This is a genomic window from Xanthomonas vasicola pv. musacearum NCPPB 4379 (assembly GCF_000277895.2).
GTDB lineage: Bacteria > Pseudomonadota > Gammaproteobacteria > Xanthomonadales > Xanthomonadaceae > Xanthomonas > Xanthomonas vasicola.
Genome location: NZ_CP034655.1, coordinates 4,423,440 through 4,446,084, shown reverse-complemented (window position 1 = coordinate 4,446,084; position 22,645 = coordinate 4,423,440). Strand labels below are relative to the sequence as shown.

The 22,645-nt window shown below is 62.6% G+C and carries 25 protein-coding genes and 1 other RNA gene; 14 read left to right on the top strand and 12 right to left on the bottom strand.

What is annotated here, in order from left to right:
- Window positions 1-98: 98 nt before the first annotated feature.
- The 4 genes from KWO_RS20465 (at window position 99) to KWO_RS20450 (ending at window position 4,350) form a co-directional block, all read left to right on the top strand.
- Window positions 99-2,135 (top strand): PAS domain-containing hybrid sensor histidine kinase/response regulator, encoded by a 2,037-nt coding sequence (locus tag KWO_RS20465; RefSeq protein WP_017114486.1) that lies wholly within the window; start codon window positions 99-101, stop codon window positions 2,133-2,135.
- A gap of 274 nt (window positions 2,136-2,409) precedes the next feature.
- A non-coding RNA gene (locus KWO_RS20460) (sX9 sRNA) lies at window positions 2,410-2,482 on the top strand.
- Window positions 2,483-2,615: 133 nt separating this feature from the next.
- Complete coding sequence (locus KWO_RS20455; RefSeq protein WP_010372097.1) at window positions 2,616-2,924, top strand: DUF3247 family protein; 309 nt, start codon at window positions 2,616-2,618, stop codon at window positions 2,922-2,924.
- 88 nt (window positions 2,925-3,012) lie between these two features.
- Entirely contained in the window at window positions 3,013-4,350 is a 1,338-nt protein-coding gene (locus KWO_RS20450; protein ID WP_010377649.1) for a PQQ-dependent sugar dehydrogenase, read from the top strand.
- Window positions 4,351-4,388: 38 nt separating this feature from the next.
- Here the strand turns inward: KWO_RS20450 and KWO_RS20445 are convergent, their stop codons facing one another.
- On the bottom strand, window positions 4,389-4,652 hold the full coding sequence (locus KWO_RS20445; RefSeq protein WP_010372091.1) for a hypothetical protein: 264 nt from the start codon (window positions 4,650-4,652) through the stop codon (window positions 4,389-4,391).
- Window positions 4,653-4,936: 284 nt separating this feature from the next.
- Window positions 4,937-5,365 carry a hypothetical protein gene (locus KWO_RS20440; RefSeq protein WP_227254344.1) on the bottom strand — a complete coding sequence of 143 codons (429 nt, stop codon included), beginning with the start codon at window positions 5,363-5,365 and terminating at the stop codon, window positions 4,937-4,939.
- A gap of 375 nt (window positions 5,366-5,740) precedes the next feature.
- On the opposite strand from KWO_RS20440, the gene KWO_RS20435 reads away from it, so the two are divergent.
- Genes KWO_RS20435 through KWO_RS20425 form a run of 3 tightly spaced genes read left to right on the top strand, consistent with a single transcriptional unit; the run spans window position 5,741 to window position 8,201 of the window.
- Window positions 5,741-6,814 carry a class I SAM-dependent methyltransferase gene (locus KWO_RS20435; RefSeq protein ID WP_010377653.1) on the top strand — a complete coding sequence of 358 codons (1,074 nt, stop codon included), beginning with the start codon at window positions 5,741-5,743 and terminating at the stop codon, window positions 6,812-6,814.
- On the top strand, window positions 6,811-7,524 hold the full coding sequence (locus KWO_RS20430) for a pseudouridine synthase (RefSeq protein ID WP_010372086.1): 714 nt from the start codon (window positions 6,811-6,813) through the stop codon (window positions 7,522-7,524). The genes KWO_RS20435 and KWO_RS20430 overlap by 4 nt, the downstream gene beginning before the upstream one ends.
- Window positions 7,521-8,201 (top strand): HAD family hydrolase, encoded by a 681-nt coding sequence (locus KWO_RS20425; RefSeq protein ID WP_010377654.1) that lies wholly within the window; start codon window positions 7,521-7,523, stop codon window positions 8,199-8,201. The genes KWO_RS20430 and KWO_RS20425 overlap by 4 nt, the downstream gene beginning before the upstream one ends.
- A gap of 296 nt (window positions 8,202-8,497) precedes the next feature.
- On the opposite strand, the gene KWO_RS20420 is transcribed toward KWO_RS20425, so the two are convergent.
- The 6 genes from KWO_RS20420 to KWO_RS20395 form a co-directional block, all read right to left on the bottom strand.
- Entirely contained in the window at window positions 8,498-9,304 is an 807-nt protein-coding gene (locus KWO_RS20420) for an SDR family oxidoreductase (protein WP_010377656.1), read from the bottom strand.
- A gap of 440 nt (window positions 9,305-9,744) precedes the next feature.
- Window positions 9,745-10,305, bottom strand: coding sequence for a DUF1415 domain-containing protein (locus tag KWO_RS20415; protein WP_010372080.1), 561 nt, complete (start codon window positions 10,303-10,305; stop codon window positions 9,745-9,747).
- Window positions 10,306-10,471: 166 nt separating this feature from the next.
- A complete protein-coding gene (locus KWO_RS20410) occupies window positions 10,472-11,299 on the bottom strand; it encodes an alpha/beta hydrolase (RefSeq protein ID WP_010372078.1) in 828 nt (275 codons plus the stop codon).
- Window positions 11,286-13,022 (bottom strand): ATP-binding response regulator, encoded by a 1,737-nt coding sequence (locus KWO_RS20405; protein ID WP_010377658.1) that lies wholly within the window; start codon window positions 13,020-13,022, stop codon window positions 11,286-11,288. Before KWO_RS20405 ends, KWO_RS20410 begins: the two co-directional genes overlap by 14 nt.
- Window positions 13,015-13,476 carry a hypothetical protein gene (locus tag KWO_RS20400; RefSeq protein WP_010377660.1) on the bottom strand — a complete coding sequence of 154 codons (462 nt, stop codon included), beginning with the start codon at window positions 13,474-13,476 and terminating at the stop codon, window positions 13,015-13,017. The genes KWO_RS20405 and KWO_RS20400 overlap by 8 nt, the downstream gene beginning before the upstream one ends.
- A gap of 145 nt (window positions 13,477-13,621) precedes the next feature.
- Window positions 13,622-14,107, bottom strand: a complete 486-nt coding sequence (locus KWO_RS20395; RefSeq protein ID WP_010377662.1) for a YajQ family cyclic di-GMP-binding protein — start codon at window positions 14,105-14,107, stop codon at window positions 13,622-13,624.
- 107 nt (window positions 14,108-14,214) lie between these two features.
- Between KWO_RS20395 and KWO_RS20390 the strand changes: the two genes are divergently transcribed.
- The 4 genes from KWO_RS20390 to KWO_RS20375 all read left to right on the top strand — a co-directional run bounded on the left by KWO_RS20390 (window position 14,215) and on the right by KWO_RS20375 (window position 17,899).
- Window positions 14,215-15,111, top strand: a complete 897-nt coding sequence (locus tag KWO_RS20390) for a DMT family transporter (protein WP_017112823.1) — start codon at window positions 14,215-14,217, stop codon at window positions 15,109-15,111.
- A 136-nt stretch (window positions 15,112-15,247) separates the two neighbouring features.
- Window positions 15,248-16,255 (top strand): methionine ABC transporter ATP-binding protein, encoded by a 1,008-nt coding sequence (locus KWO_RS20385; RefSeq protein ID WP_010372060.1) that lies wholly within the window; start codon window positions 15,248-15,250, stop codon window positions 16,253-16,255.
- Window positions 16,252-16,947 carry a methionine ABC transporter permease gene (locus KWO_RS20380; protein ID WP_010372057.1) on the top strand — a complete coding sequence of 232 codons (696 nt, stop codon included), beginning with the start codon at window positions 16,252-16,254 and terminating at the stop codon, window positions 16,945-16,947. The genes KWO_RS20385 and KWO_RS20380 overlap by 4 nt, the downstream gene beginning before the upstream one ends.
- A 151-nt stretch (window positions 16,948-17,098) precedes the next feature.
- Entirely contained in the window at window positions 17,099-17,899 is an 801-nt protein-coding gene (locus KWO_RS20375; protein WP_010377669.1) for a MetQ/NlpA family ABC transporter substrate-binding protein, read from the top strand.
- 29 nt (window positions 17,900-17,928) lie between these two features.
- Here the strand turns inward: KWO_RS20375 and xopAK are convergent, their stop codons facing one another.
- The gene (gene xopAK, locus KWO_RS23205; protein ID WP_010377671.1) at window positions 17,929-18,591 is read right to left on the bottom strand and encodes a XopAK family type III secretion system effector; all 663 of its coding nucleotides are present in this window, start codon (window positions 18,589-18,591) and stop codon (window positions 17,929-17,931) included.
- A gap of 124 nt (window positions 18,592-18,715) precedes the next feature.
- On the opposite strand from xopAK, the gene KWO_RS22700 reads away from it, so the two are divergent.
- Both KWO_RS22700 and KWO_RS20365 read left to right on the top strand, forming a co-directional pair.
- A complete protein-coding gene (locus tag KWO_RS22700; protein ID WP_159102197.1) occupies window positions 18,716-18,871 on the top strand; it encodes a hypothetical protein in 156 nt (51 codons plus the stop codon).
- Window positions 18,872-19,184: 313 nt separating this feature from the next.
- Complete coding sequence (locus KWO_RS20365; protein WP_010377677.1) at window positions 19,185-19,784, top strand: CcdC protein domain-containing protein; 600 nt, start codon at window positions 19,185-19,187, stop codon at window positions 19,782-19,784.
- A gap of 11 nt (window positions 19,785-19,795) precedes the next feature.
- Here KWO_RS20365 and KWO_RS20360 read toward each other — a convergent pair whose 3' ends face one another.
- The 3 genes from KWO_RS20360 to KWO_RS20350 all read right to left on the bottom strand — a co-directional run bounded on the left by KWO_RS20360 (window position 19,796) and on the right by KWO_RS20350 (window position 21,866).
- A complete protein-coding gene (locus KWO_RS20360; protein ID WP_113623574.1) occupies window positions 19,796-20,425 on the bottom strand; it encodes a hypothetical protein in 630 nt (209 codons plus the stop codon).
- Entirely contained in the window at window positions 20,409-21,017 is a 609-nt protein-coding gene (locus tag KWO_RS20355; protein WP_080762950.1) for a hypothetical protein, read from the bottom strand. The genes KWO_RS20360 and KWO_RS20355 overlap by 17 nt, the downstream gene beginning before the upstream one ends.
- 162 nt (window positions 21,018-21,179) lie before the next feature.
- Window positions 21,180-21,866 (bottom strand): OmpW/AlkL family protein, encoded by a 687-nt coding sequence (locus KWO_RS20350; RefSeq protein WP_010377679.1) that lies wholly within the window; start codon window positions 21,864-21,866, stop codon window positions 21,180-21,182.
- 140 nt (window positions 21,867-22,006) lie between these two features.
- Between KWO_RS20350 and KWO_RS20345 the strand changes: the two genes are divergently transcribed.
- On the top strand, window positions 22,007-22,567 hold the full coding sequence (locus tag KWO_RS20345; protein WP_010377681.1) for a DNA-deoxyinosine glycosylase: 561 nt from the start codon (window positions 22,007-22,009) through the stop codon (window positions 22,565-22,567).
- The last annotated feature ends 78 nt before the right edge of the window (window positions 22,568-22,645 follow it).

Genomic DNA, 22,645 nt, shown 5'->3' with positions numbered 1-22,645 from the left:
CATTGGCAAGCAAAGCGTGAACTTAAGCAGCGTACCGTGCACCCGCTGACGACATCGGGCATGGTTTGATCTGCCCGTCATCCGCTCCGGCAGCATCCGTGGTCTCCGATTTGAGCACTTCTCCTCCCAGCCCTTCGCTGGCTGCCGCACTGCCGGCCGCCATCGCCGAGCCGTTTCTCGACCCGGCGATGTATCACGAAATCTTCCACAACATCGATGCCGGGTTCTGCGTCATCGATATGGTGTTCGACGGTGAGCAGGCGGTGGATTATCTGATCCGCACCACTAATGGCGCCTTTGAGCGCTACACCGGTCTGTCCACCAACGCATTGAACGTTTCCATCCGCAACCTGCTGCCGGAGCACGAACAGGAGTGGTTCGATCGCTACGGCCACGTGGCCCGCACCGGCAACCGCATCCATTTCGAAATGCAGGCCAAAGCGCTCAAGCGCTGGTATTCGGTGGATGCATTCCGGGTCGGGCCACCGGAGCAGGGGCGGGTCGCGATCCTGTTCATGGACATCACCGAGCGCAAACGCGTCGAACGCGAACTGGCCGAGAGCGAGGCGCGTTTCAGCGCGCTGGCCGACGGACTGCCGATGCCGGTGTGGGTGCTGGACGCGCAGGGCGTCGTGCGCTTCGTCAACAGCGCGTATGGCGAATTCTTCGGCCTGGATATTTCCAGTGGCACGGTGTCGGCGTGGAGAGAATTGCTGCATCCGGACGACCTGCCGACGTTCCAGTTTGAGCTGACGGCTTCGCTGCAGGAACAACACGGCCTGCGCGCGTTGGTACGCGCGCGCCGCCATGATGGGCAGTGGCGCTGGATCGAAATGACTGCCACGCCGCGTTATTCGGCCGACGGCCGGTTCATCGGCCTGGCCGGCAGCAGCCCGGACGTGACCGAGCAGCGCGAGATCGAGCTGGCGCGCGAGCAACTGCTCGAATCCGAGCGCAGCGCACGTAACGAAGCCGAAAGCATGGCGCGGCTGAAGGACGAGTTTCTGGCCACGCTCTCGCACGAACTGCGCACTCCGCTGACCACCATTCTGGGCTGGAGCGAGTTGCTGCTGCAGCGCGTGGAAGAAGGGCAACCCAATTACAAGGGCCTGTCGGTGATTGCCAGCAGCGCACGCGCGCAGAAGCGGCTGATTTCCGACATGCTCGATCTCAGCAGCATGTTGCTGGGCAAGGTGCAGCTGGAAGTCGAATCGCTGGATCTGGTCGAGCAGGTACGCGAAGCCTTGAACACCCAGGAGCTGGCCGCCGAAGGCAAGGACCAGATACTGGAGCTGCACGTGCCGCCCACGCCATGCCTGGTGCTTGGCGATGCCACGCGCTTGCAGCAGGTGTTGTGGAATCTGCTGTCCAACGCGATCAAGTTCACCCCGGCGCATGGCCGTATCGACGTCAGTATCGAGCGCGACGACGGGCATCTGGTGGTGTCGGTCTCCGACTCTGGTGACGGCATTGCAGCTGAATTCCTGCCGCATCTGTTCGGCCGCTTCCGTCAGGCTGACGGCACCACCACGCGCCAGCATGGCGGCCTTGGGCTGGGCTTGGCGATCGTGCAACAGTTGGTGGAAATGCACGGTGGCCAGGTCGGTGCGACCAGCGGCGGCCGCGGCAAGGGCGCGACCTTTACCGTGCGCCTGCCGGAACATATTCCCGATCAAGCAAAGCGCCCGCGTCGCGAATTGCGGCGGCGCCTGATGTCCGAACAGATTGTCGAGGCGCGCGCGCTCAATGGCCTGCGCTTGCTGGCGGTCGAAGACCAACCGGATATGCTCGATTATCTGCGGCGTCTGCTCGAAGAGCAGGGCGCCGAGGTGGTCACCGCTGGCAGCGCCACCGACGCATTGGCCTTGATCGATCATCGTGGCCACGCCCGCTTCGATCTGATGCTCACCGATATTGGCATGCCGGGCATGGACGGGTACGGCTTGATCCGCACCGTGCGCGAAGACCTCGGATTGGACGCCACCGCGCTGCCGGCCGTGGCAGTGACCGCGCTGGCCCGGGAAGACGACCGTAAGCGCGCGTTGGAGTCTGGGTTTCAGGAGCATCTGGCCAAGCCGTATAGCGTGGCGCAACTGGTCACCGCCGTGCGCGCGGCGCGTGAAGCGTTGGAGTAACTGCGTACGGCGTTATGCCGAGCGTAAGACGCGTATCGGCGAGCGGCGTACGGCGCCACCGTCGGATGCCTGCAGCAGGTCATCCGGATCCGGTGTGCTGAGGCGTCACCGCCGCCGCTGCCTTCGCAATGAAAACAGCCAGCCGTTCGCAATGGCCGTTTTTTTGATTGATCTGTCGTCTCAACTGCCGACCAGTATGTCTGCAGCAATTAGAAGCAGCTAACAAGACCACTGCGCAGCCGCCAGGCGGGCGCGGCCGGTGCTCGGAATCGGCATGTACCACTCGTACACTGCGGTTCTGAGCGCCGTCCGCTCACCTGAGGGCTGCTCGCTAGGTCTTGTTAGCCGCTCTAGGAACACCTGTCGACGCAGGCGCAGTGCGAACGTTATGCAAAAGCAGTCGACGGCAAGTAACGTGTTTTCCGCCTCTTTCACACATGCTGGCCTAGCGTGATGCGCTTTGCTCATGGAGATAGCGCAATGCCAAAATATGCCCCGCATGTGTATTCCGAACAGGTCCAGATCGCCACGCTCGAACACTGGGTATCTCTGCTTGATGGCCAGGAACGCGTGCGCATTGAACTCGACGACGGCAGCACGATCAGCGGAACGGTTGCCGTGCGCCCAAGTCTCCAGACCTACCTCGACGAATACGACAACGAAGGCGTCAACGGACAACTGCGTCTGGATCAGCTGGATGCCTCGCAAGAGCCGCAATGGATCTGGATGGACCGGATCGTCGCGGTGCACCCGATGCCGCTGGGTGCCGATCCGCAAGTGATGCCGTGAAGGCGGCGTGTTGACGATGTGTTTACTTCTCACCGTCGCGTTGCCGGCATGATGACCAGCTGCCGCAGCCGTTCAGGATTTCGCCGCAATGAATGCACCCGTATTGAAGTTCGCTCGCTGGCCGCTGTCGTTGATGGCGCTCGCCGTTCTTGCCGGCTGTGGCGATACCGCCACGTTGGCCATCGAACAGGGGACCGGGCCGAATCCGCAATTGCCCGAGCCGGTGAAGCGTCTGATTCCCACCGTCAAGACAGCGCCGGTCAAACGCTGGGCAGCCAACGCCAAGCCTATTGCTGCCGATGATCTGCAGGTTGCTGCGTTTGCGCGCGATCTGGATCACCCGCGTTGGATTTATGTGCTGCCCAATGGCGATGTGTTGGTGGCCGAAACTGCCGAGCCGCCCAAGCCTGAAGATGCCGACACCGGCGGTGGACTGCGCAAGAAGGTGCAGGGCGCGATGATGAAAAAGGCCGGCGCGGCGGTGGCCAGCGCCAATCGCATCACCTTGCTGCGCGATGCCGATGGCGACGGTTTGGCAGAGGTGCGTACGCAGTTCGTCAGTGGCCTGTTTTCGCCGTTCGGCATGGCCTTGATTGGGGACCGTTTCTATGTCGCCAATGCCGATGCGCTGGTGAGTTTTCCGTACAAGCCTGGTGACACCCACATCACCGCCAAGCCGACCTTCGTGGCCAATCTGCCTGGCGGCATCAATCACCATTGGACCAAGTCGCTGCTGGCCAGCCCGGACGGCAGCAAGCTGTACGTGGGCGTCGGCTCCAACAGCAACGTTGCCGAAAATGGCATAGAAGCCGAGTTGAATCGTGCAGCGATTCTGGAGATCGACCCGGCCACCGGCAACAGCCGCGTGTTCGCCAGTGGCTTGCGCAACCCGGTGGGCACCGCGTGGGAGCCACAGAGCAAATCGCTGTGGGTGGTGGTCAACGAGCGCGACGAAATCGGCAGCGATCTGGTGCCGGATTACTTGACCTCGGTGCGTGACGGCGGCTTCTACGGCTGGCCGTATAGCTACTACGTTCAGCACGTGGATGAGCGCGTTAAACCGCAAAATGCCGCGCTGGTGGCCAAGGCGATCAAGCCCGATTACGCGCTGGGGCCGCATACCGCGTCGCTCGGTCTGACGTTCGCCAACGGAAGCTTGCTGCCTGAGCGTTTTCGCCAGGGCGCCTTTATTGGCCAGCACGGCTCGTGGAATCGCGACCCGCCCAGCGGTTACAAGGTGCTGTTCGTCCCGTTTGCCATCGGCAAGCCCAGCGGCACGCCGATCACCGTGCTGGACGGATTCCTGGATGCAGAAGGCAATGCGCAGGGCCGCCCGGTCGGCGTGGCGTCCGACAATGGCGGCGCGCTGCTGGTCGCTGACGACGTGGGCAATGTGATCTGGCGGGTAACGCCGAAGTCGCGTTGAGCCGGCAGCGGGCCGCATGGCCAAGTGGACTAGCCCCTTTAGCGAGGCACCTCCGGTGAGGCGCTGAAGCGACGCGCATATCCCCTTTCTTCGGCAACGCGCTGGATTTCCTCATCGGCCAATTCTGGCGCGCCATAGACTGCGTAGGCCACGCTGCCATCGGCGCGCTCGCCTATCTGGTGCAGGCGGTATCGGGGGCGACCTGCGCCGGTATTGGCGGGGTAGTGCATGGGCGGGGGCATGTCGTCCAAGTCCATTTCGCTGTTATCGACCACTCCACCTACGAATAAGGCGCGCGTCATGATGCTTTCTCCGGTGTGTGCTTGACCTCAGCCTAGGTGGCTGAATGTTGCGTGCGCATCAATGGCCTGTGCAGTCGCGGCAACACAGTGGGCGGTGTGGCCCCATCGATCCCCTGCAATAGCCGGCCCGCAAGACGGTCTATTGCCAAGTGCTTCGCAAAGTTGACTGAAAGCGCTGACTCTGGCGCGATGCTCGGCCTCGCCGGAACTTCTGCAAATATCCCAAGCTCCTCTTCCCAAACAAGCGAGAGGAGCTGGCCGACAATTATGCGGAGGAAAAGAAATTAGAAAGGCTGCCGCGGGCTGTCGTTGTCGCCTTTACTTGTCGGGGCACTGAATTGATAGCCTGTCAGTTGCCATGATCCACCTGACTGACCAGCCCATTCGTAATCCCATTGTTCAAATGCCCCGCCAGGAAATTCGTTACGGATTGTAATTTTCTCGCCAGGGACGCCGCTGGCGGGCAAAGGAACCGGTGGACCATACGGCCCGGACTGAATACTCATCAATCCGGTCGAGACTATGCTGCGGGAGACACTCAGGCTACTCGCCGGTAACAGCGGCGGATACTTTGGTGAGTGCTGCTTGATCCAAGCGACGATGGATTGCGATTCGTTAGATCCGGCGCGATATAAACTTTTCTGCGTTGTTACCAGCGAGATGGATGGCGCCGTCGCCGTACGATAATTCTGACCATATGCGGATGTCGCCAAGAGAAGTGTTACGGAAAACAGTCCGAAATATTTCCTATATCTCATATCCAGTATCCCTATTGATGATCGGCGGGTCTTCCTGCGAGCTCAAGCGTGGGCCTTTGCTCTACCGCTGTCAACGCGCTCATTAAAGAAGCCATCCAAGCGTCGGTAAGCCATTCGAAGGCAGCCTGTGGATGAGATTGAATCGCGTGATCGCTATCGCATTATCGCTTCGCGCTCAACACCATATTTTGTTACTTATCAGTCAAATGGAATCATCTGGATGCCACGCAAGCCTCCCCTTCTGTTGCGGACAGTCAGTATGCAACCGCAGCGGGCGGCACACCGCCACCGCTCCCTTACAATGGCCGCCCATTTCCGCTCCGACGACCAATGGCTAGCCCGCACGATGCACCGCTGCAAGCCCTGTTCCTGCCCTTCGCCCAAGGTGTGCTGCCGTGGCCGGAAGGACCGGTGTTGTTCCTGTTCCTGCGCGCACGCGACGGCTTCCCACTGCGCGAGCAGGTGGTGGCCGAGACGCTGACCTGCGAGCAGAGCTTTCGCCCGTTTGCCGAGGCGCTGGAGCGCAACGGTTGGAACGTGCGCGAAGAAAGCGAGATCGAGGCCGACAGCACGCGCTATGCACTGGTGCTGGTGCTGCCGCCGCGGCAGCGCGAAGAGGCACGTACGCTGTTCGCACGTGCGGTGGCGCTGACTGCCCCCGGTGGCCGTGTGGTTGCCTGCCAGTCCAACAACGAAGGCGCACGCTCGGGGGAAGCCGATCTGCGTCAGCTCACCGGCCTGGCCGGCAGCCTGACCAAGCACCACTGCCGCACCTACTGGAGCGCGCCGCTGCCGGCCGATACCGACGCCGCGCTCCAGGCGCGCTGGGCCGCGCTGGATGCGCCACGCAAGATCCTGGACGGTCGCTTTGTCAGCCGTCCCGGCGTGTTTGCCTGGGATCGCATCGACCCCGCGTCGGCGCTGCTGGTCGAGCATCTGCCCACCACGCTGGCCGGGCATGGTGCCGATCTGGGCGCGGGCTTCGGTTATCTGTCGGCCGAAGTGCTGGCGCGTTGTCCCAAGGTCACCGCATTGGATCTGTACGAGGCCGAGGCGCGCGCGCTGACGCTGGCGCGGCGCAATCTGCAGGACATTACGCATCCGGCGCAGCTGCACTACCACTGGCGCGATGTCACCGCCGGGCTGGTGGCGCAATACGATTTCATCGTCAGCAATCCGCCGTTCCACACGCCGTCGCGTGCCGACCGCCCGGATATCGGGCAGCGCTTCATCGCGGTGGCTGCACAGGCGTTGCGCCCAGGCGGGCAACTGTTGTTGGTGGCCAATCGGCATCTGCCCTACGAACAGGTGCTCAACGAAAGTTTCGGACAGGTGCGCGTGGCTGCAGAGCGCGATGGTTTCAAGCTGATCTTGGCCATCCGCGGCCGTGGAGCGCGCGTATGAAGCTGGTCAAACATATCGCCAATCTGGGCTATGGCAGCCGCAAGCAGGTGACCCAGCTGTTTCGGCAGGGCGCGGTCACCGATGCGCAGGGCGAGGTGGTGTACGCCGACGACCAGGTGGAGCACGACGCCATCCGCATCGACGGCGAACCGCTCGATCCGCCACCAGGCTTCAGCCTGTTGCTGCATAAACCCAGCGGCTACACCTGCTCGACCAAGGACACCGGGCGGCTGATCTACGAATTGCTGCCGCCACGCTTCCGCTCGCGTGCGCCGGTGCTGGCGCCGGTGGGGCGACTGGACCGCGACACCAGCGGCATGCTGTTGATGACCGATGACGGGGCGTTGTTGCACCGGATCATTTCGCCCAAATCCGCCCTGGATAAGGTGTACGACATCACCCTGGCCGAAGACCTGCGTGGCGATGAAGCCGCACTGTTTGCCAGTGGCACCTTGCTGCTGGAAGGCGAAACCAAGCCGCTCTTGCCGGCCGAGCTAGAAGTGCTTGGCCTACGCGAGGCGCGGCTGACCCTGCACGAAGGCCGCTACCACCAGGTACGGCGCATGTTCGCGGCCGCCGGCAATCACGTGGTCGCTCTACATCGCAGCCGCATCGGCGGGTTGTTGCTGGATGGATTGCCGTCCGGGCAATGGCGTGCGCTGGAAGCGAGCGATCTTGAGGTGTTGTTCGGCCGCGGTGCTGTCGCATGACGCAGATCGCAACGCTGCCGTTCCGCCCGCGGGCGGTGATCTTCGACATGGATGGCTTGATGCTCGACAGCGAGCGCGCCATCACCGCCTGCCTGGCGCAGGCCGCCGCCGATCAGGGCCTTCAGATCGAGCCGACATTCTGGTTGCGCATGGTGGGCACCGACGATGTAGCTTGCCGCCTGTTGCTGGGCGAACGCATCGGCGATGCCGCCGCCGAGACCATGCTGGTGCACGCGCAACAGCTGTATGCCGCTGTGGTCGAACGCGGCATTCCGCACCGGCCCGGCATCATCGCGTTGCTGGAGTACCTGGCCGCGCAGGGCATGCCGCGTGCGGTGGCCACCTCCACCCAGCGCCCGCTGGCGCTGCGCAAGCTAGAAGCGGCCGATCTGCTATGGCGCTTCGATGCGGTGTGCACCGCCAGCGATGTCGTCCATCCAAAACCTGCACCGGATATCTACCTGCTGGCAGCACGCACGCTGGCCGTGGACCCTACGCACTGCCTGGTGCTGGAAGATTCGCCCATCGGCGTGCGCGCGGCATTGGCGGCCGGCATGACACCGATCCAGATTCCGGACCTGCTCGAACCCGATGCCGCGGTACGCGCACTCGGCCATCGCATCCTGCCTTCGCTAAGCGATGCGCAGCGTTTGCTGAAAGCGTGCTTGTCGGGTTGATGCGTTTGGCCATGCTGAGTATCGGCGCAGCCATGTTGCTAGCGGGCTTCCAATCACGGCGTCGCTACAGGTAAATTCGAGGCGCGGCGTCAACCCGAGCCCTTTACTGCGTGACGCTAATCAACGGTGTTTTGCATTAAGGCATGCGCGTTGGAGCGCCCGCACCTGAAACCCCGTGCACCCCGCGCGACACATGCGCAGAGCAGCGCTCACGCTGGCAGCGATGTGGCTGCATGACACGCAGGCGTGTTGGCAGCATCGTGCACGTGCGGCGTACATCAACATCCAGTCCGCACTTACACATACTGCATCTTGCGCGACATACCACCGTCGACGATGAAGTCCTGCCCGGTGACGAAACCGGAGAGCTGCGGTGCGAGCAAATAGACCGTCAGCTGCGCGATATCTTCCGGCATGCCGACGCGTCCGGCAGGATGCTGCGCATGATCGCGACGCGACAATTTGGGCGCACGCCGACGCTGCGGCGCGCGCCACGCATCGGTGCTGATCCAGCCGGGGCTGATGCTGTTGACGCGCACTTGCGGGCCTTCGCTCAGTGCCAGTGCATGCGTAAACGCCACCAAGCCACCTTTGGCTGCGGCGTAGGCTTCGCTATGCGGCTCCGATTGCCAGGCGCGGGTGGACGCAATATTGACGATCGCACCGCCACCGGGCGCCTGCGTCAACGCAGGCAGCGCGTGCTTGCTGCACAGGAAGGCGCCGTGCAGGCTGGAAAGGCGGCGGTTCCACTCGTCCCAGCCCAGTTGCGGCAGTGCTGCGCTATGCGGATCCGGCACGCCGGCATTGTTGACCAGGCCATCGATGCGCCCGAAACGCTTGAGCGCAGTGGCGATCAGGCGCGCGGCCTGTACCTCACGCGCGGCATCGCAACGCACGAAAGCGCTACGACGCGGTAGCGCCCATTCCTGCAGGCAGGCCTTGCCGGCGTCGGTATCCAGATCGCCGATCACCACGCTGCCGCCGGCGCCAAGCACCGCCTGCGCAATGCCGCGGCCGATGCCTTGCGCGCCACCGGTGATCACCACCACGCGGTCCTGCAATGGTGACGGGTGCCATGCGGAAATTGCGGGAGTCAGGGCCATGGCACGCTGCACATCGGTGAAGGTTGCCGCACTGTAGCGTGCGCGCTGTCGTCGTTGCAGCAAGGCAGTGCGCGCACGAGGGGTCAGTGATTGCGCTCATCGCAAATGATGGCGCGCCCCTTGATCGTTGTTATCGAGGTCGGGCCGGAGGAACTATGCCGTCGTCCTCCCAAATGCCACGCAATGCACGTCGCACAACGGTCACAACCTGGGCAGCGTTGCTCGCGTAGCAATAGCGGTTTAAGAAGATGGCGGTGCCCAGCGTCAAGCATCCGCAGGAAATTGCGGGGTGTGGCATGTGTCACTCGGGGACGCTTGGACCCTGAGCGTGCCATTCGCGCGTCGTGCGCAGATATCCAGACCTTGCCGTCCACTCCCGGCCAATCACAGCTCGGCAATGACGCGCTGCCGACCGCGCTAACGCGCAGCAGGCGCAGCACTCAGTGCTCGGCACCGTTCAACACGCGCTCCCAGCCATCGCTGCCCAGGCGTTCGAGCGTTTGGATATTGCGTTCGACAATCACGTCCGGGTCCGGGAACGCCGCCACCGCACGCTCTACGCTGTCTTCGCGCAGCAGATGCAAGGTGGGGAAGGGCGAGCGGTTGGTGAAGTTGGCCACATCGTCCAGCGCGGCGCCTGCGAATTGGTAATCCGGATGGAAGCTGGCCACCTGCAAGATGCCTTGCAGATCCAGGGCTTCTACCGCCGCATCGGCGTTGTCGAGGAAGTCGTTGTACTCCAGGAAATCGGTGAGTACGTCCGGGTGCACGATCAGCGTGGTGTCGATCTGTTCTGCCGGCGTATCGCGCAGCAGCACCAGTTCCTCGGCCAGCTGTTCCAGCAAGGCTTCGGGCGTGCTGGCATCGCTGAGCACCAGACGTACCTGATCCTTGACGTACACCGCCTTGGCGAACGGGCATAGATTCAATCCGATCACCGCGCGCTCGATCCATTTGCGGGTGGCGACGATGGGATCGGGCGTGGCAGGCGTCGTGGTCATCGTGGCGGCAGCGGGATGGTGCGCCAGTGTATGCGATCGACATGCAGCGAGCCCCGAGCGTGGGTGCCGGGTGCCGGGTGCAGCAGCAAGCGCTAACGGCGCGTGTTCACCAAGACGCGAGCACTGCGGTTCGCGCCTGCAGCGACCGTTGCGCACTGCGTTGTGCTCAAGCGTTGCCGGCGTGCGGCGCAGCGCCGAGCTGCGCCTGCAAGAACGCGACGGACGCCTGCGCAACGGTGCCGGCCAGCGGCGTCTTGTGCGGCGACCCGATCGCATGCGCGCCACTGTCGAAGGCAATCGCTCGCTTGTGTGCAGGCGCAGTGCCCAGCGCCGCAAACATCTCCAGCATCGCCGGGACCGAGGCGGTCGCATCTTCGCGACCATCGGTGGCGCGGTAATAGCCCAGCAATACCGGGCAGCGCACGCGTGGCCAGGGTGGGTCGGTAGCAACTATCCGAAATAAGCTGCGCAATGCGCGAAATCCATCCGGGTGGATGGTCTCCGACCAGAAGGCGCGCGCTGCTGGCGTACGTGGGCGCGGGTCGGTCAGCGGCGCCTGCGCGGCGCAGACCTGGTCGAGCAAGGCCGGATCTGCGGGCTGGATGCCTGGCGACCAGGCGACCACTGCGGCAACCGCGTCCGGGTGCTGCACGGCCAACCACAAGCCCAGCGTGGCGCCCATCGACGAACCAATAATCACAACCCGCTGGCCCATGCGCTGCGCCTGGGCCAGCGCCTCCAGCGCCGAGGCTTGCAACACCGCTGGAGTCAGCCCCTGCATTGCATTGGGGCTGTTGAGTCCGTGTCCCGGCCAGCGATGCACATAGGCATTGGCGGCCAGCGCATCGGCCATCTGCTCGGGTAACGCGCCAGCTTCGCCAGGGCTGGCACTGAAGCCGTGCAGATAGAGCAGTGCCAGCGGTGTGCGGATATCCGCCGCATGCTGCCAGTGGCCACGTGCGGCATTGCCGGGTTTGAGCTCAGGGGCGTGCATGGCTGGCGTGCTGGGCGAGCAATGCCAGCAATTCGTGTGCGTTGATCGGTTTGGGCAGATAGCCGGCCACACCGGCCGCGCTGGCCTCGCGCATCGAATCGGTGCGCGTGTCGGCGGTCAGCACGATGATCGGCGGGAGTGCCCACATCGCATCGCGCGCTTCGCGCAGCGCATCCCAACCGGTCGTGCCGGGCATGTGCAGATCCAGAAACACCAGATCCGGCGCTGCCTCGCGGATGCGCTGCACTGCATCGGTGCCATCGATCTGGAAACTCACGCGATGCCCGGCGCGGGTCAGCAGGTTGCCAATCACCAAGCGATTGGTATCCATGTCCTCGAACACCAGGCAATGCAGCGAAGGAACCTGTTGCGCGTGCTGCGCCAGCGCATCGCGCAGCGCCAGCGTGTTGCTGCCAGCTGCAGCGCCGGGCAGCTCGAAGATCCAGCGGAAGATGCTGCCGCCGGCCGGGTTGTCGCTCACCGTCAGACTGCCGCCCATCGCATCGGACACCGACAGCGCGATGTACAGCCCTAAACCCACGCCGCCTTCGACGCGACTGAAGCCGGTACTGAGCTGGGTGAACGGAGTGAAGATGTAGGCCTTCTGATCGTCGGGTACGCCGATACCGGTGTCGGTCACAGTGACCGCGATGCTCCAGCGCTCCTGCACCTGTGTCGCGTCGATCAGCAGATCCACCGTGCCGCCGGCTGGAGTGAACTTGATGGCGTTGATCACCAGGTTACTGATCACCTGTTCGATGCGGCCTTCGTCGCCCATCACGTGTGGTGTTTGCGGGCTATCCACACGTACGTCGAGGGTGATGCCCTTGCTGGACGCCGCGGTTGAGCACACGGCCTTTACCGTGGTGACCACGTCCAGCAGGTTTAAGGGTTTGCTCTGCAGCTGCAGGCGTCCGCCATCAATGCTGGCCACATCCAGCACTTCGTTGACGCGATGCCGCAGCGCGCTTGCATTCACCGTCACTGCCTGCAGCAGCTCGCGTTGCTGCGCCGGCATTTGCTCGGTGTCGATCAACTGCGCGCAGTTGATCACCGCATTCAACGGCGTGCGCAATTCGTGACTCATGGTGCTGATGAAACGGCTTTGCGCATCGCGCGAGGCCAGCGCCTGCAGCGCCACTTCCTGCATCGCAAGCACGATGCGCGCCACCAGCAAAGGCAGCACGATGATGAGCGCCACGGCATAGACGAAATACGCCGGCCGCGACAGCCAGTAGCCTGCCGGCGCCGTCAACAGCATCAGCACGAAGGTAGTGAGCAACACCGGAAAGATCGCGCGCTGACCATAGCGCGCCACCGCAGCGATGGTGATGAACGGCAAAAATGCGTTCAACGACATCAGCAGGATGAAGGCCAGATAGGTCTGGATGCCGATGAACAAAACGTTCATCGCAAAGCCCATCGCATCCAGCCATTCGCTCGGCGGAACGATCCGGCGGCGCACCAGCAGCATCCACACCACCGATAGCGCCCACAGGCTCACCGCAGTGGGGAACACATGCTGTGCGTCCGCCACCAGCACCGGCTGCGGCCCGTACAGCCAGCCCAGGCACCACGTGGTCACGATGGTCTGTACGATCACCCGGCCAACGCAGGCGCGGTATTCCAGGAACAACTCGAACAGCCGCACCAGTCTGTCGTTGCGCAACCGCCTGGCGGCCAGGATCAGGCCGGGCGCTGCGCGGTTGGGAGTGCTACGCATGAGGGTCCGCGTTGTCGGAGGGCAAGGTACGGCGGTAATACTTGACCAGTAGACCAGCCGCGTTCGCCACGGCAGTGAAGCGCTGCGCCAGCGTGTCGCCCGGCGCGTCGTGGCTGACGGCATCGCGCAATTGGTCGCAGGCTTTCAGCAGCTGCTGCGAGCCGGTCAGCGAAATGGTGTTCTTCAACGCATGGATCTGCTGCAAGGCCTGTCCCTGGGGCGTGTCGGCATCGCCGAGCGTGCAGGTGGCGATGGCATGTTCGATTTCCACCACGACGGCATCGGCAAATGCGACTGCCGCCACCGGGTCAAGCCCGGCCATGGTGTGCAGCGTCGAACCGGCTTCGATGCGGGGTGGTGCGTGGGCGAGGCTGTTGCTCGCACTATCGCCCGATGCGTTGGTCGGCCTGTGGAGACGCAGGCGTTGCAACAGGCTGGCAAAGGAGCCGCGCACGATCGCCAGCTATGTCAGCGCGATGACGTGACGGTGGCAACCGCCACGCAGGCGCCCTGCAGGCCGCATGCGCCAACCTGGCGCATCGCGCTGCACCGCATGCATGAACAGCGCCGCACCGATCGTTGCAATCACCCAGGCGCACTCAATCGCGGAAGTTGTCGAACTGCAGCGGCAGCTCGAAATCGGCCTTTTTCAGCAGCGCGATCGCGTCCTGCAGGTCGTCGCGCTTCTTGGCACTGACACGCAGCTTGTCGCCATTGATCTGCGCTTCGACCTTGAGCTTGGCTTCCTTCAACTTGGCCACCAGCTGCTTGGCCTGCTTCTGCTCGATGCCCTGCTTGACGGTCACTTTTTGCCGCGCGCCGGCCAGGTTGGTTTCCATGTCGCCGAACTCCAGACAGCGCACATCGATACCGCGGGCCAGCAGCCGCGCGCGCAGGATGTCGGTCATCTGCTTGACCTGGAAATCGCTGGGGGCGGACTGGTTGATCACCTTGCCGTCTTCCAGCTCGAACCTGGCCTCGACTCCCTTGAAGTCGAAACGCGTGCCCAGCTCGCGGTTGGCCTGATCCACCGCATTGGTCAGTTCGTGCTTGTCTACTTCGGACACGACGTCGAAGGAAGGCATGCAAAGCTCCTGCAATTCGAAAACAGTCGCCATTCTAGGGCATCGTGCCGTCCCGGCCGTGATCCGCGCATTGGCGGGCGTGTCGGCGCCGCGGCGATAATGCGCGCATGCGCACCACCCGTTCCCCGCTTCCCGCCATCGCCTGGATGGTGGCCGCCGTGGCTTGCTTCTCGCTGATGGATGCGGGAATGAAGCTGCTCTCGGCGCACTACCCACCGCTGCAGGTCACCTTGTTGCGCGGCGCCGCCTCGCTGCCGTTCGTGCTGGTGTGGGTGTTCGCCACCGCCGGGCCGCGCGCGATCGTGCCGGTGCGCTGGGGCCTGCATTTGCTACGCGGGGCGCTGGGCATGGTAATGATCGACTGCTTTGTGTACGGCTTGAAGCGCATGCCGCTGTCCACCGCCTACACGCTGTATTTCGTGGCGCCGCTGCTGGTGGCCGCGCTGTCGGTGCCGCTGCTGGGCGAGCATGTCGGCCCACGCCGCTGGACCGCGATTGGCATTGGCCTGGTCGGGGTGATCGTGGTGCTGCGCCCGGGGGTGGACGGGCTGATCTCGCTGCCCGGCCTGATGGTGCTGCTGGCAGCCACGGCCTACGCCATCGCGGCGATCACCGTGAGCCTGCTCACCCGCACCGACACCCCGCAGGCCATGGTGGTGTGGTTTCTGCTGTTTATGGCGATCGGCGCCGGGCTGCTGGCCATCCCCGGCTGGGTGCCGCTGCAGGCCGGGCACGCCGGGTTGATCACCGGCATGGGCCTGGCCGGTGCTCTGGGCCAGGTGGCGCTGACCCAGGCCTTCATGCGCGGCGAGGCCTCGATGATCGCCCCGCTCGAATACACCGGGCTGGTCTGGGTGATGGGCTGGGACTGGCTGCTGTGGCAGACCCTGCCCGACAGCTGGACCTGGACCGGCGCCGGCATCATCGTTGCCAGCGGGTTGTATTTGTTGCGCCGGGAGCGGATACGGCAGGCTGACCGTCCGCCGCCGCTAGACAGGCCGTGAGGACGAGATTCGGGATTCGGGATTGGCAACAGCGGGGACGCTGTTGTCCTTGCGAATCCCGACTCCCCAATCCCGACTCCCGGTCGTGAACATTGACTGTTAGGCTTCACGACCCCCCACCAATCGGCCACGCGCGGTGATCCAGTTTCAGCGCCTGCACAAGTCCTATTCCGTTGACGGTCGCCAGATCGTGGCGCTGCACCCGCTCGATCTGTGGATCGGCCCCGGCGAAGTGTTTGGCATCATCGGCCACTCCGGCGCCGGCAAATCCACGCTGATCCGGCTGATCAACCGGCTGGAAGAGCCCAGCGGCGGCCGCCTGCTGATCGGCGACGAGGACGTCACCGCACTGGACAGCCAGGGCCTGCGCGCCGTGCGCCGCCGCATCGGCATGATTTTCCAGCACTTCAACCTGCTGTCCTCGCGCACCGTGGCCGGCAATGTCGCGTTCCCGCTGGAACTGGCCGGCACGCCGCGCGCCGAAATCGATGCGCGCGTGGCTGAGTTGTTGGCACGGGTGGGTCTGCAGGAGCACGCCCACAAGTATCCGGCGCAACTGTCCGGCGGGCAGAAGCAGCGCGTGGGTATTGCGCGCGCGCTGTCCACCCGGCCGCAGATTTTGCTATGCGACGAGGCCACCAGCGCGCTGGACCCGCAGACCACCGCCTCGGTGCTGCAGCTGCTGGCGCAGATCAACCGCGAGCTCGGCCTGACCATCGTGCTGATCACCCATGAGATGGACGTGATCCGCCGTGTCTGCGACCGCGTCGCGGTGCTGGACGCCGGCAAACTGGTGGAAACCGGCCCGGTGACCGAGGTCTTCCTGCATCCCAGGCACGCCACCACCCGACGCTTCGTCTCCGAAGCCGAGCATGTGGACGAAGCCGAACTGCACCGCGATTTCGCTGCGGTCGGCGGGCGCATCGTGCGGCTGACCTTCCTTGGCAACGGTACCTACGAGCCGGTGCTGGGCCGCATCGCGCGCGAAACCGGGGTGGACTACAACATCCTGTCCGGGCGGGTGGATCGCATCAAGGACACGCCGTACGGCCAGCTCATCGTGGCCCTGACCGGCGGCGACCATAACGCTGCGCGCGCCGGCTTCGTCGCCGCCGGCGTGCAGGTGGAGGATCTATGCGTATGAATCCGATCGTTGCCGCCGCCGGCGGTTTCTTCCGCAATCTCGATGCTGCCAAGTGGGGCGATATCGGCCAGGCCACCCTCGACACGTTGTTGATGCTGGCCGGTGCGTTGCCGCTGACGCTGCTGATCGGCCTGCCGTTGGGGGTTGCGCTGTTCCTGTGCGGGGCGCCGCAGTTGCGCCGCCGCCCGGTGCTGTATGGCGCGCTCGCCGCGCTGATCAACCTGCTGCGCTCGGTGCCCTTCATTATTTTGATGATCGCGATGATCCCGCTCACGCTGATGCTGATGGGCACCTCGCTCGGCGTGCGTGGCGCGATCCTGCCGCTGGTGGTTGGTGCCGCACCGTTCTACGCCCGCCTGGTGGAAACTGCGCTGCGCGAAGTCGACCGCGGGATCATCGAAGCCACCCAGGCGATGGGCGCCACCACCCGCCAGCTGGTGCTGCGGGTGTTGCTGCCCGAAGCGCGCCCCGGCCTGATCGCCGGCGCCACCGTCACCACCATCGCGCTGATCGGCTTCACCGCGATGGGCGGTGCCATCGGCTCGGGCGGCCTGGGCGATGTGGCCTACCGCGAGGGCTACCTGCGCTCGCATTCGGACGTGGCGCTGATCACCGTCATCGCCTTGCTGGTGCTGGTGCAGGTGCTGCAGATGCTGGGCGACCGCCTGGTAGCGCATTACAGCCGGCGTTGAGCCCGTGCCCGGCGGTTGGATCGCACGTCGGGCGCCCGCAGCCTCATCGCTCCGCCCGCACCGCACCGCGCCGATGCATCGCCGTTGCACGCAGGCTCTGCTAGGTTGAACCCCTGCGGCAGCGCCGCATTCTTCCCCCACGGATCCTTACATGAGCACATTCGCGTTTCGTTCCCTCCTGGCGGCCGCCACGCTGGCCTTGGCGTCCTGTGGCGGCGGTGGCAGCAGCAGCGGCGGCACCCTGACCGTGGCCGCCACGGCGGTGCCGCATGCTGAAATCCTGGAAGTGGTTGAACCGCTGCTGGCCAAGCAGGGCGTCAAGCTCGATGTGCGCGTGTTCAACGATTACGTGCAGCCGAACGACCAGGTCGTGCAGAAGCAGATCGACGTCAACTACTTCCAGACCGAGCCCTATCTTGATGAGTACAACCGCGACCGCAAGAGCCAACTGGTGACCGTGGTCGGCGTGCATATCGAACCGTTCGGCGCGTATTCGCGCCGCTTCAAGGCGCTGGCCGATCTTCCCACCGGCGCCGATGTGGTGATCCCCAACGACCCCAGCAACAACAGCCGTGCGCTGATCCTGCTCGACAAGGCCGGGGTGATCAAACTCAAGGACCCGAGCAACGCGCTGTCCAGCCAACGCGACATCGTCGAAAACCCCAAGCAGCTCAAATTCCGCGAGCTCGATTCTGCCATGCTGCCGCGCGTACTGGACCAGGTCGATCTAGCGCTGATCAACACCAACTACGCGCTCGACGCCGGGCTCAACCCCACCCGCGATGCGCTGGCGATCGAAAGCAAGGACTCGCCGTACGTCAACTTCCTGGTGGCGCGTGCCGACAACAAGGACGACCCGCGCGTGCAGAAACTGGCCAAAGCGCTGACCAGCCCGGAAGTAAAAGCCTTTATCGAGCAGAAGTACAAGGGCGCGGTGCTACCGGCGTTTTGAGGCAGCGGCGCCTGGGCACCGCAGCGTCCTTACCACGACTTGTAGTAGTAGATGCCATTGGCCGTCATGACCAGGTTGATGGCATTTTCCTCACCATCGTGATCGCTCATACTGGGATGAAGCTTGGCGCCTACGATATTGAAAGGGCGCTGCAGCGCCAGCAAATTTCTCTCAATTTCGAAGCTGCCTAGCTCGTCTTGGTTGGAGATCATGCCGCCAACCAGGAATATTTCGGGTTCATGCACGCCTTCTTCCCGCATGTCTTCCCGGATTTCGGAAAGCGCATCCTGTGCATCTTGTATACCGGAATAATGCAGCAGGCCCAGGATGTCGTGGCCGCGAGGATTCTTTCCTTTCGCACAAATGCAGACGCATGAAGACAAGCCGTGCGTGCCGATCGAATCAAATCCATCTTGCGCGAGATTGATGATGGCACATTCGTCCATATCCACATCCAGTGTCCGGCTGGCTCTGATATCGCGTGCAGAACCGACTGCGCAGATATAGGGTGTTTGGAACAGCGTGGCGTATTGCCTTTCCAGATCGTGAAATGGCTGGATCTGCTCCCGGGTAAAGCCGTCCGGGATGGCGAATGCGTCGGGGCTGCATGGGCGCCCACGGCTGGCGGCCCGTGCGCCATCGGAATCGCCCGCGGTGTCGGCAACACGCTTTCCGGGTCTTTGGCGCGGCAACCCCTGGCAGTCGGGATGGGGCGCTGGCCATTCCGCAGTCCCGTCGGTTGGATTGGCCGAAGAAGGCGGCTCCGCAGTGTAAGCGGTGCTGGCGGATGTGTCGGGCCTGATGGAAGCCGGCTTCATGGGGTCAAGACCGTCCGCGATACACGTATCGATCCTCGCATCGCCCCTGCATGAAGACGTGCCCGGTGCCGAACCGATGGATCTGGAAAACGAAGTGTTCTTCATCAAAGAAGACCCGATCCCGCAGGATCCGTTTCTTCGAACATCGTTTTGATTGCTTGGAGGCGCGCCGGTACCGAGGTCAACAGTCCACCGATCCAGTGTCAACTCGCCAGGCGAGTGTGCCGTCACTGCTAAACGGCGCGCAAATCGCAGCTCGGCGTTCAACTCGCCAATGATGTCTGTGTGGTCGTTGCCGATTTTCGGCAGGATGCGCTCGGTCCTTTCCAGCGTTTATCAAGCTGCCACGTTCGCCCCGGCCGAGCGCGTTCGCGGTGCTGCAGATGGACATTGATTAACGCCGAACACGCGCCGCTGCACGTCTGCGTAGTAGCGTCATCGGCCATCATTTCTCCGGCAGTCTCCCGATGCCTTTGCTGCTTGCCATCCCGCTGGCTGTGATCATTGCCCTGGCGGTGTTCGTGGTGGTGTTCCCGTTGTCGCTGCTGCAGCGCTTCCGCATGGGCACTGCACGTCGTCAGGCACGTGGCTGGCTGCTGCTGATCAACCTGGTGTCGGCGGGCATCTCCAGCGTGCTGTTTGTAGTCTTCAGCTTGATCGCGGCGGCGTTCTGGCCCGGCGCGATCAGCCACGCAGCATTCGGCTGGGCCTGCGGGTTGGCGCTGGGGGCATTGGCGCTACGTCTGACCCGCTTCGAACGCACCCCGCAAGGACTGTTTTACCGACCCAACCTGTGGCTGGTGGTGGCCTTGACCGCGCTGGTGGTGGTGCGGGTGATTGCCGGCATGGTGCAGGGCTGGCGTAGCGCCTGGCAGGGCGTGGCCTGGCCCACCGAGGGGTGGCTCAGTCATGCCAGCCTGCTCGGCGCGGCCGGTGTTCTGCTCGGTTATGCGCTCGCGTATGCCGCCTTGTTGTGGTGGCGCTGGCGCAGCGCGCGTCTGCGCGGCAGCGTTTATTGGCGGTGGTCCTGTTACTGCCAGCCCTCGGTGCTGGCAGTAACAATTTAAAGTGCGCCTAATTAATTGATTGCTTCCGCAGCTTTAAGCGTCTGCGGGTCTGCTGGTGCTAGGCGAATGGAACTTAGGCAATCTGGAGAGGCCTCCGGGAAGGAAAACTCCATCTTCTCCTGATTTTTAACAACGGCCAAAGTCAATGTCTCTGAACTGCTCTGTCCCCTCGGAATATTTGAAACCAGATAATTCGGATATCGACTCTTGAAATCCTGACGAGAGACGCAGGAACCTTCCAGACTCAGTAAGACTGACTCGATATTTTTTTTATCTGCTGATATTGATATGGAAGAGTTCTTGGCAGTAAGATGGTCGCCTATTTTTAATATTCCTCCGCTAACCTTATACGTTCCTTCGTTTTTCAGATTCGGCGTCGAAATTCTGGCCCCAGGCCATGAATTAATAAATTCAGAGGGTGATTTTTTGAGATTTCTCGAAATTTCTTCGGCTAGTTCAAAGGTACGGGCAGCATCCGCTGCTGTCGCTGCTGTCGCTGCTGTCGCTGCTGTCGCTGCTGTCGCTGCTGTCGCTGCTGTCGCTGCTGAAATTTTATTTGCATATAATGAAGGTGCAATCAGAGCAGCAAGTAGCGTTATTGCAAGGCGGAAATATGATGATCTGTTAAGGAAGTTTGTCATACTGCTCTCCGTAATATACGTTATAGTTCTGTCCTGTGGTTGAAGTTACGTTATTCGCGCAGAAGGATTTTCCAACGTTTGAGGCAACATTGGGTCCTCCAGCATAGTAAATCCCGAAAAGCTGATCGGGATTTGATGCTGCAAGGTTAATGTCTATGCTATTTTGAGTGGAACTCCATATTTCATTCCTTGCAACTATGTTATTTGTTACGGCAAGTCCTTCCATCTTGCATGCTTCATCTATATATGCTTGCCGAGTCGTTTTGGCAAACGAATAGTTGAATTTCACATGGCCAAACTCATGGGCTAGGGCTGAGACTGTAAAATACATGCCCGGCATATCTTGACTCTCGCAGCTATAATTTTGGATATACACAGCTTTATTTGGCATGTCCGCATAGCTGGCCGAGCCGTAAGCGATCGTAAAATCAGGGCTGCTGTTTATCTGTCCAGTAAGTGTCGTTGACTGGGAAGTTATGAAGTCAATGCAGGTTCCAAGTCCTGTGGTAGGGACAGTTGTCTGAGCCTGAGTTCCAAAGGAAACGAGCGAGAAAAGAAATATCGCGGCGGCTACATGGCACCTTATGCTCATGGTGTCTCCATATTTAATTGAAGAATTCGTGCTGATTTCTACACGATCTATCCCCCCTTCAGCGAAATCCTAAACGTAAAATCCCCTTTAAACTTAGGTTTTGATCAAAAAAACAGGCCCTTGCGGGCCTGTTTGGTGGAGGTGCTTAGTGAAGCGGTCTGCTTAGAAGCGCGCGCCGATGCCGAAGCCAACGGTCCACGGATCCAGTTCCAGCTCGCTTCCGGTGCCCTGGCCGCCCACGCGCAGTTCCGGACGCGAACGCATGTAGCGTGCGTCGGCGCGTGCGAACCAGGTGGAGTTGATGTTCATGTCCACACCAACGGTGCCGATGACGCCCTTGGCGGTGCTCAGACCCACGTGATCGCCGGTGGTCGACGCCCCGTCGATCTTCTCGTTGCTGAAGTTCGACTCGTAGTAGCCCACGCCTACGAACGGACGGAACACGTTGTCGGCTTCGCCGAAGTGGTACTGGCCGCTGATGGCGATCGGCTGCTGATCGACAGTACCGACCTTGCCCACGCCGTCGGCGGTGACGCGGTGGTTGAACTTGTCGGCTGCGCCCCACAGTTCAACGGCCCAGTTGTCGTTGATGTAGTAGTTGGCGCTCAGCGTCGGTGCCGGGCCGCCATCGACGTCCAGGCCCGGAGCCGGGTTGTTCTTCGGGTTCAGCAGCGCCACGCCGCCGACCACGGCCCAATGCTTACCCGAGGCGGTATCGCCGCTGGTGGGCATCGTGCTGGAGGAAGTCGAGGAGGTGTCGCCGGTATAGGTGGTGTCCTGCGCGAACGCGGACGGTGCAATCGCAAGTGCAGATACAGCAGCCAGGCTCAGGATGGAAATGGAACGCATGAGGGTCTCCTCGTCTTGTTGTTAGGCCCGTGGAGTGGGCCGGGCCAAAACTATTCCTAAAAATCTGAATCCACGCCCACCTATGGCTCGCTAAAATTTCGTTTGTTCAGGAAGTCTCTCAAGAAGGCCGTCGTTACGTCATGCAGCCTGAAAAAGACATTCACGCAGATGCGATCGCCGTGACGAAAAAACATCTCAGCCAAGGCCTGCCAGCGCACATTCGCAGCGATTGCAGGGTATTGCTGCTTGGCTCGATGCCCGGTGTCGCCTCGTTAGAAGCGGCGCGTTACTACGCACATCCGCGCAATCGTTTCTGGCCACTGATGCATGCCCTATTGGGGATTGATACAGCTGCAAGCTATGCAACGCGCCTGCAAGCGTTGCTCGATCATCGTGTGGGCTTGTGGGATGTCATCGGCCAATGCGAGCGGCGCGGCAGTCTGGATACGGCCATCGTGGCGGCGAGCATCGTGGTCAATCCGCTGCCCGCGCTGCTGGCCACGCTGCCGCAGCTGCGCATGGTGGCGTGCAATGGCACTGCGGCAGCACAGGCGTGGCGCCGGCTTGTGCAGCCGCTGCTATCGGTGGAGCTGTGCGCGCTGCCAGTTATCGCATTGCCGTCCACCAGCCCGGCCAATGCTGCCTGGTCGCTGCCGCGGCTGGCGACAGCCTGGCAACCGCTGTGCGATGCGGTGCGCTAGCCGAGGTGGGATGACGTCGGGTCAGTGTGGAAGGCGAGCGCCGTGCATTGAACGACGCGACGGTCGCAACACCTCGCT